This window comes from Okeania sp. SIO3I5 (assembly GCF_010672085.1).
Taxonomy (GTDB): domain Bacteria; phylum Cyanobacteriota; class Cyanobacteriia; order Cyanobacteriales; family Microcoleaceae; genus Trichodesmium.
In genome coordinates this window covers 27,512-35,164 of sequence record NZ_JAAHHT010000082.1, presented here as the reverse complement: position 1 = coordinate 35,164, position 7,653 = coordinate 27,512, and the positions used below count along the sequence as shown (strand labels likewise).

The following is a 7,653-nucleotide window of genomic DNA, read 5'->3' as shown; positions in this document are numbered from 1 at the left end:
TGCCAGATTGTTCAGACTCGTTGCCACATCGGGGTGATTCTCTCCTAATTTTTCCTTTGTGATAGCTAAGGACTCTTGATAGAGAGGTTCGGCTTCTGTATATCTCCCTTGAGACTGGTAAAGTGCTGCCAGATTGTTCAGACTCGTTGCCACATCGGGGTGATTCTCTCCTAATTTTTCCTTTGTGATAGCTAAGGACTCTTGATAGAGAGGTTCGGCTTCTGTGTATCTCCCTTGAGATTTGTAAAGTCCTGCCAGATTGTTCAGACTCTGTGCAACACCGGGGTGGTTATCTCCTAATTTTTCCTTTGTGATAGCTAAGGACTGTTGAATGAGAGGTTCCGCTTCTGTGTATCTCCCTTGAGATTTGTAAAGTGCTGCCAGATTGTTTAGACTTGCTGCTACATCAGGGTGATTTTTCCCTAACTTTTGCTGTCTGATGGCTAAAGCTTTTTGGTAGACAGACTCTGATTCGATATATTTGCCTTGTTTTTTATACAGTCCCGCTAAATTATCAAGACTGCTAGCAACATCAGGATGCTTCTCCCCCAAGGTATTCCGCTGAATAGCTATAGCCTTCTGATATAAGGGTTCAGCCTTAGTATATTCACCTTGTGCTTGGTATGACAGCCCTAAATTGCCTAGAGCTTGAGCTTCTCCTTGACTATCTTGAATTTTCTGAGCGATCGCTAAATGCTCTTGATGATCTTCAATAGCTTTGTTATAATTTCCCAAAGCTTGATAGGCAATTCCCAGATTTCCAAGGGCATATCCTTTTTCCATTCTATTTTGAATCTTCAGCGCGATCGCCAAATGTTTCTGATGATAATTAATAGCTGTGTTATACTCCCCCAAAGCTTGATAGACAATTCCCAGATTACTAAAAGCCTGTCCTTCTCCTCGACGGTATTGAATTTCCTGAGCGATCGCTAAATGCTGCTTATGGTAATTGATGGCTTTTTTATATTGTCCTTGAGCATGATAGATAATTCCCAGATTTCCTAATACATATCCCTCTCCACGACGATCTTTAATTTTTCTAGCAAATTCAAGACTCTTCTGAAGATAACCGATGCCCTGATCGAAATCACCTAGGGTATAGTAAGCAATCCCTCTTCTTTGAATACCTTGTCTTCCCAGAATAGTTTCAAAGGTTGCTTCTACTTTATTAAGTGCGATTAGTTTCTGATTAGCTATACCTGCAATGACTCCAGCAATTATTGCTCCAATAAAAGAGATAGCTAAAACACCAGAACCAAAACGAATCCGGCGATTAGCTTTCTGATTAGCTTTAGCCAAGATACGATTCTTTTCTTCTGATGTTTCAAAAGCTACTTGAGTTTCTAGGTTTTCTCGTTCTTGACGTGTTCTTTCCTCTTTTTCCCTATTCCACTCTGTCAAACTCAACTGTACAAAGTCTCGTTGTGCTTGACTCAATTCCTCTCGACGTTTGTGCAACCACTCTTCTGCTTCCCCCAATGGCACACCCCGCAATAAAGCTCCATCATCCCTACTACTTGTCTCCCACTCTTGCATTCTTACCTTCAGCCTTTCCTGCCAAGTGCGAAACTCCCGATTCACGTCGATCCAACCTCGTAGGGTTCCCCATTCCCGAATCAATGCCTCGTGAATAATTTCCACAGTTTCTCGATCAGTTTCTATTTTCCCCTCAATTTTATTAGTAACAACCAAACGAGCATCTGCTAACCCTTCTTTGCGTGTCACCAAATTCCAATTACTTTCTCCAATTTCATCACTGGTAGCTAATCTTCGAGTATCTTCCGTTCCCTCTCCTGGACGCACCAACTGAATAAATATCTGTTGCGCCCTGCGTTTATCTTCCTCACTCAGATTCTGATACTGTTCCTCTGCATATTCAGCGAGTGCCTTTTCCACACCTCCAATGCTTTCATAAGCTTCATGGGTTAACTCACCATTTTGCTGTTTTGCCCACAGTAATGTCAGGGCAAACTCTAGCAACGGCAAATATCCTGGTTCATCCTCTACCGCTTCCAAAATACGTTCCGTCAGTCCAGACTCAATTCTTACCCCTAGCAATTCGGCAGGTTTTTCAATTACCTTTTGCAATTCTGCTCGGTTCATCGGCCCAATTTTGCGGTCAGTATCCTGTAAAGCATCAGCAAAAGGACGGTAAGAAAGAGCATATCCGCAAAAGTCAGCTCGTAAGGTAAGAACAAAGGTGAAATTCTTTGTCTGGTTGACTGCATCTAGGAAGAGATCGAGAAATATCTGGCGTTCTGACTTATCTTGACAAAGGGTATAAACTTCTTCAAACTGATCTGCTATCAGTAACAAGCGAGTGCGGTTGTTTCTCTCCAGAATATCTTCAATCACATCCCGTAAATTTCTCTTTCCCTCCCGAAACCTTTCAAGCATCTGATCAATTTGATCTAGTGGATCTATTGTTTCAAATTGTCGCAGAGCAACTAACTTCTTTGCCAGATTGCGCAACGGGCGATCGCCTGGACGAAAATCCTCAATCAACCAACCCTTTTCTGAACGCAACTCAGGAATTAAACCAGCAAATACCACCGAAGACTTACCACTTCCAGAAGCTCCAATGACAGCCACCAGGGACTGTCTTTGTACCGCTTGTACTAACTGCTGAGTAAACGTCTCCCGTCCAAAGAAAAATTTAGCATCCTGTTCTCGGAAGGCAAACAAACCTCGATAGGGACAAGGAGGAATAGCTTGCTCTTCTAACTCTGGACAAGCATCAATCAACTGAGTCGTCGGAACAATAAACGCAACCCTAACCTGTGGGCGTTTAGGATCGATCGCTACAGTCATCCCCACCACCCCATCCAACTGCTCATCCCATACCGGAGAACCACTAAACCCTGATTCTATTGGATAAGCACCTACAACCTCTATCTGTACTCTACCATTAGCTTGGGGATTGCTGATTATGCCATTAGTCGAAACTCCTTCTGACCTTCCTTCTGGAAAACCAAAGACTTCAAAAGGATGTTTCGATAAGTTTTCTGCTTTAACCAATCGTACAGGATTAGTTTTTTCTGGTAAGCTGCTTTCCAGTTCTAACAAGGCGATATCAGCTCCTGCTTCTGGTAAGATAGAGGAAGTAGGTTGGACTGCTCTCCAGCGAACAACCTTCGCCCTAAGAATTTTTCCGGATGCAACTAGGGGAAAATCTAGATCGATTTCCTGGTTTGGTTCATCTGGAGCATTTAGTTGTTTCCCTAGTGCTGCATTAACTACATGAGCGCAGGTGAGAATGTGCCGATTAGACACTAGAAAACCTGCACCAACAACCCTGTTGTTAGGTTGACGAATGCGGGTGATTGCTGATATCCATTGAAAAGTCATTGTTAACTACAAATTACTTCTTCCACTTCAGGGTGATTTCATAGTTGCCTTCCACATTTGTTGAGGCAATAATCGCTCCCATTTCTACAGTCATTTTTAGCCCAAATTTTACCTCTACTTCATCAGGGGAGTCTTTTAATTCGCGGACTTTGCCGATAATATTGGTAGCAATAGGCTGAATTTGTTCCATTGCTTCAGCAAAGGAGGTTTGAGCCTGAACAACAACTTGTTGGCCAGGATAGTTAGCAACCAGTTCTTGCTCTACCTCGGAAACTGGTAACTCCTCTACTTCTACAAGAATCGACTTGTCACCATCTAAGGGAAATTTAATTAAGGGTTTCACAGTTTACCTCTGTTCTAAATTTAAGTTATGATTAAAAGTTTGACTAACTATAGTATACAAAAAGCTACTCCTGAATTTCGGGTATATTTCTGAATATTTAGAATTTTTACAATGGCCATTGCAGGCAAAAGATTGGCCACAGAATTATCATATCGCTTTTGTTTAAATCTTGCCCACCCTAATTTTTTATCCATATTTTTGAGTCTGGAAATTCAACTTTTCTTCATTCGTTAATCCCTCAAAATTCCTTTCTTTTTCCTCAAAAAGCTGCAAAACATTTTTTCCGCAAATCATTTTTAAGCTTCCGACTTTAGCAGTCGATGTGAATTTTTTTTATAAAAGTCAATTTTAACTGACAACTTTTTATAGAATAAAAGTATTAGAATAATTCATAAAATAATTTTAGTGCAATGGAACAAGAAATATATAATCAAGCTGTAGCAAATTCTCGTGCTAAAGACTATCAAACAGCAATTCAATATTTTAGTCGAGCTATAGAAATTAATCCTAATTTTGCTGAAGCTTATTATGGCAGAGGTTTGGCAAAGTTTGATTTAGGAAATAAGGAGGAAGCAATTGCCGATTATTCTCAAGCTTTGGCAATTAATCCTAATTATATAGATGCTTATTTGGCTCGTGGTATTGCTAAGTTAATAGTAGGAGATATTTCAGGAACTATTACAGATTCTCATCAGATAATTATGATTAATGGTAACTATGCTCCAGCATATAAATTGTTAGGTAATGCTTACCGTCAACAAGATAATCAAACAGAAGCAATTGCTAGTTTTAAGCGTGGTGCAGAATTGTATTTAGAACAGAAGGATGCTGTTAATTGTAAGAAATGTTTGGATAATATTAAACAGTTGCAAAATGTAGTTTCTCCTGCTGTTAAAACTGATAGTAATGTTCCGTGGGAAAAAGGTGATAGTCAAACATTTTTAACTCGAATTTTGAAAAGGTTTGAAAAGGGCGATCGCTACGGAGCAATGGCAGATTTAAACTGGGCTTTACAAGTGGATGCTTCAGATTCTCAAGCTTATTGTTGTCGCGGAATTATTCGTTATAAACAAGGGGATAATTTAGGGGCAATATCAGATTTTAATCAGGCTTTGCAATTTAACGATCGAGATGTTTTAGCTTATCGAAATCGGGGGATGATTCGGAGTCAAATGGGAGATTTTAAAGGAGCGATCGCTGATTTTGATGCAGCTTTAAAAGTTGAACCAAATAATTCTCTTATTTATGTGACTAGAGGGAATGCTTATCGGGATATTGGTAAGTATCAAGAGGCAATTAAAGATTATGAACAAGCATTAAAAATTAATCCTAATGAAGCTAAAGCTTTTTATAACCGAGGGATTATTTATTCTCGTTTAGAGGAAATGAAAAAAGCTATAGATGACTATCAGAATGCTGCTCAATTATTTGGGGAAGTTGAAGATTGGAAAAATTATGAAAAAACTTTGGATAATTTGAAGAAAATTCAGACATCTGTTCCTAGTCAAAATCAGAATTTTGATGAAGATTCTAAGTATAAGCAATTGGAACAACAACTTTTAAGAATGGTTGGCGGACATTGGGGAATGGCAGAACAATTAATTGCAAAAGTTGAAGAAAAATATCCTGGTAGAAATAGGATTTGGTATTTGGAAAAAGTTATATCTGATTGGCAACAATAGCAGTTGATAATTGATAATTGATAATTGGGAATTGAGAATTGAGAATTGGGCATTGAGAATTGGGAATTGAGAATTGGGCATTGAGAATTGGGAATTGGGAATTGAGAATTGGGAATTGAGAATTGGGAATTGGGAATTTAGGTAAGAATTTCTGTAGGGATGTTGCATACAACGTCCCTACCTACTCCCTAAAACAGAGGTAATTTATAAATTACCCTGACGAAAGTTAATTTTGATAACTAACCCAATTCCGCTGTCATACTAATTACTGTTTCGACAGTTTTACCAGGTTCAGCAATTAATAAATGTTCGCCAGTATTCATTGCATTCCGAGGACCAGTCCAAGGTTCTAAACAATAAAAATCTTTACCTTTTACCGTCCAAAAAACTAAAGTTGAGTAATTACTATCGTAGTTAATAGTTAACTTTAAATTGCGACTTTTATCGGTAACTACTGCTGATTGTTTTGACAAATTAACAAACGCCCAATCAATTTCTTCGGCGTCAAAATCAAAGACTCCAGAAAAAGTATTAACAGTTGGTTCGCCTTTGAGCTTATATTCATTTGAAGGTAAATCAAATTCTAATTGATTTTTATCACTCACAGCAAAATAAGGGTGAATACCTGTTGAAAATGGCATTGGTTTTTGAGATAAATTAGTGTGAGCATATCGCAGTTCTAGAGTATTACCCCGCAAAATATAGGTATAATTCAACTCAAAATTAAATGGATATACTGCTAGAGTTTGCTCGTTACTGCGGAGAGTTACAGTAATACTTGCACCATTCTCGGTAGACTGTTGTGTAACTTCCCAAGGGAGGGTACGAGCAAAACCATGTTGCTTAAGTTTGTAGCTTTCTCCGTCTAGGGTGTAGGTATCGTCAGGTAGGTTGCCACAGATGGGGAACAATAGAGGAATACCACCGCGCACCGAAAGAGTCGGATCGGCAAAACGTTCTTTATCCATGTAAAATATTTTTTGGTCTTGAGTGCGCCACTCAGTAACAACGCCACCTCTTTCAGGAACAACAACTACTAGAGACTGAGTAGCTTCATCGGAAAGAATGTAGGGTTGATTTTGTCCGGGATTAGTAGACATAGATAATTTTCCTTAAATAACTGCTATTAACGTCTCACAAAATTGTCTCAAAAGCTATTCATTTGCTGAAGCTCCCAGAGCTGGAGTCGCAAAATTTTCCTTTTATTACTATTGAACAATAGTCATTTCATTTGCTGAAGCTCCCGGAGCTGGAGTCGCAAAATTTTCCTTTTATTACTATTGAACAATAGTCATTTCATTTGCTGAAGCTCCCGGAGCTGGAGTCGCAAAATTTTCCTTCTATTACTATTGAACAATAGTCGTTTCATTCCCTGAAGCTCCCGGAGCTGGAGTCGCAAAATTTTCCTTTTATTGCCTAGAGAGAAATAGTCGTTTCATTCCCTGAAGCTCCCGGAGCTGGAGTCGCAAAATTTTCCTTTTATTGCCTAGAGAGAAATAGTCGTTTCATTTACTGAAGCTCCCGGAGCTGGAGTCGCAAAATTTTCCTTCTATTACTATTGAACAATAGTCGTTTCATTTGCTGAAGCTCCCGGAGCTGGAGTCGCAAAATTTTTCTTTCTATTACTATTGAACAAGAGTCATTTCATTCCCTGAAGCTCCCGGAGCTGGAGTCGCAAAATTTTTCTTTCTATTACTATTGAACAAGAGTCATTTCATTCCCTGAAGCTCCCGGAGCTGGAGTCGCAAAATTTTTCTTTTATTGCCTAGAGAGAAATAGTCGTTTCATTTACTGAAGCTCCCGGAGCTGGAGTCGCAAAATTTTCCTTTTATTGCCTAGAGAGAAATAGTCGTTTCATTTGCTGAAGCTCCCGGAGCTGGAGTCGCAAAATTTTCCTTTTATTGCCTAGAGAGAAATAGTCATTTCATTCCCTGAAGCTCCCGGAGCTGGAGTCGCAAAATTTTCCTTCTATTACTATTGAACAAGAGTCGTTTCATTTGCTCAAGCTCCCGGAACTGGAGGATAAAAATTTTTCTTTCTATTACTATTGAACAAGAGTCGTTTCATTTGCTGAAACTCCCGGAGCTGGAGTCGCAAAATTTTTCCTTTTATTGCCTAGAGAGAAATAGTCATTTCATTCCCTGAAGCTCCCGGAGCTGGAGTCGCAAAATTTTTCCTTTTATTGCCTAGAGAGAAATAGTCATTTCATTCCCTGAAGCTCCCGGAGCTGGAGTCGCAAAATTTTCCTTTTATTGCCTAGAGAGAAATAGTCGTTTCATT

General features: G+C 39.3%; 4 protein-coding genes. 1 reads left to right on the top strand and 3 read right to left on the bottom strand.

Features of this window, described 5'->3' with window-relative positions:
• On the bottom strand, positions 1–3,348 hold a 3,348-nt coding region (locus F6K40_RS19160), incomplete at its 3' end, for an nSTAND1 domain-containing NTPase (RefSeq protein ID WP_293138654.1).
• Between the two features lie 13 nt (positions 3,349–3,361).
• Positions 3,362–3,691, bottom strand: coding sequence for a CU044_2847 family protein (locus F6K40_RS19155; protein ID WP_293138652.1), 330 nt, complete (start codon positions 3,689–3,691; stop codon positions 3,362–3,364).
• Positions 3,692–4,101: 410 nt separating this feature from the next.
• On the opposite strand from F6K40_RS19155, the gene F6K40_RS19150 reads away from it, so the two are divergent.
• A complete protein-coding gene (locus tag F6K40_RS19150; protein ID WP_293138650.1) occupies positions 4,102–5,373 on the top strand; it encodes a tetratricopeptide repeat protein in 1,272 nt (423 codons plus the stop codon).
• 239 nt (positions 5,374–5,612) lie between these two features.
• On the opposite strand, the gene F6K40_RS19145 is transcribed toward F6K40_RS19150, so the two are convergent.
• Positions 5,613–6,473 carry an aldose epimerase family protein gene (locus tag F6K40_RS19145; RefSeq protein WP_293138648.1) on the bottom strand — a complete coding sequence of 287 codons (861 nt, stop codon included), beginning with the start codon at positions 6,471–6,473 and terminating at the stop codon, positions 5,613–5,615.
• Between the last annotated feature and the right edge of the window lie 1,180 nt (positions 6,474–7,653).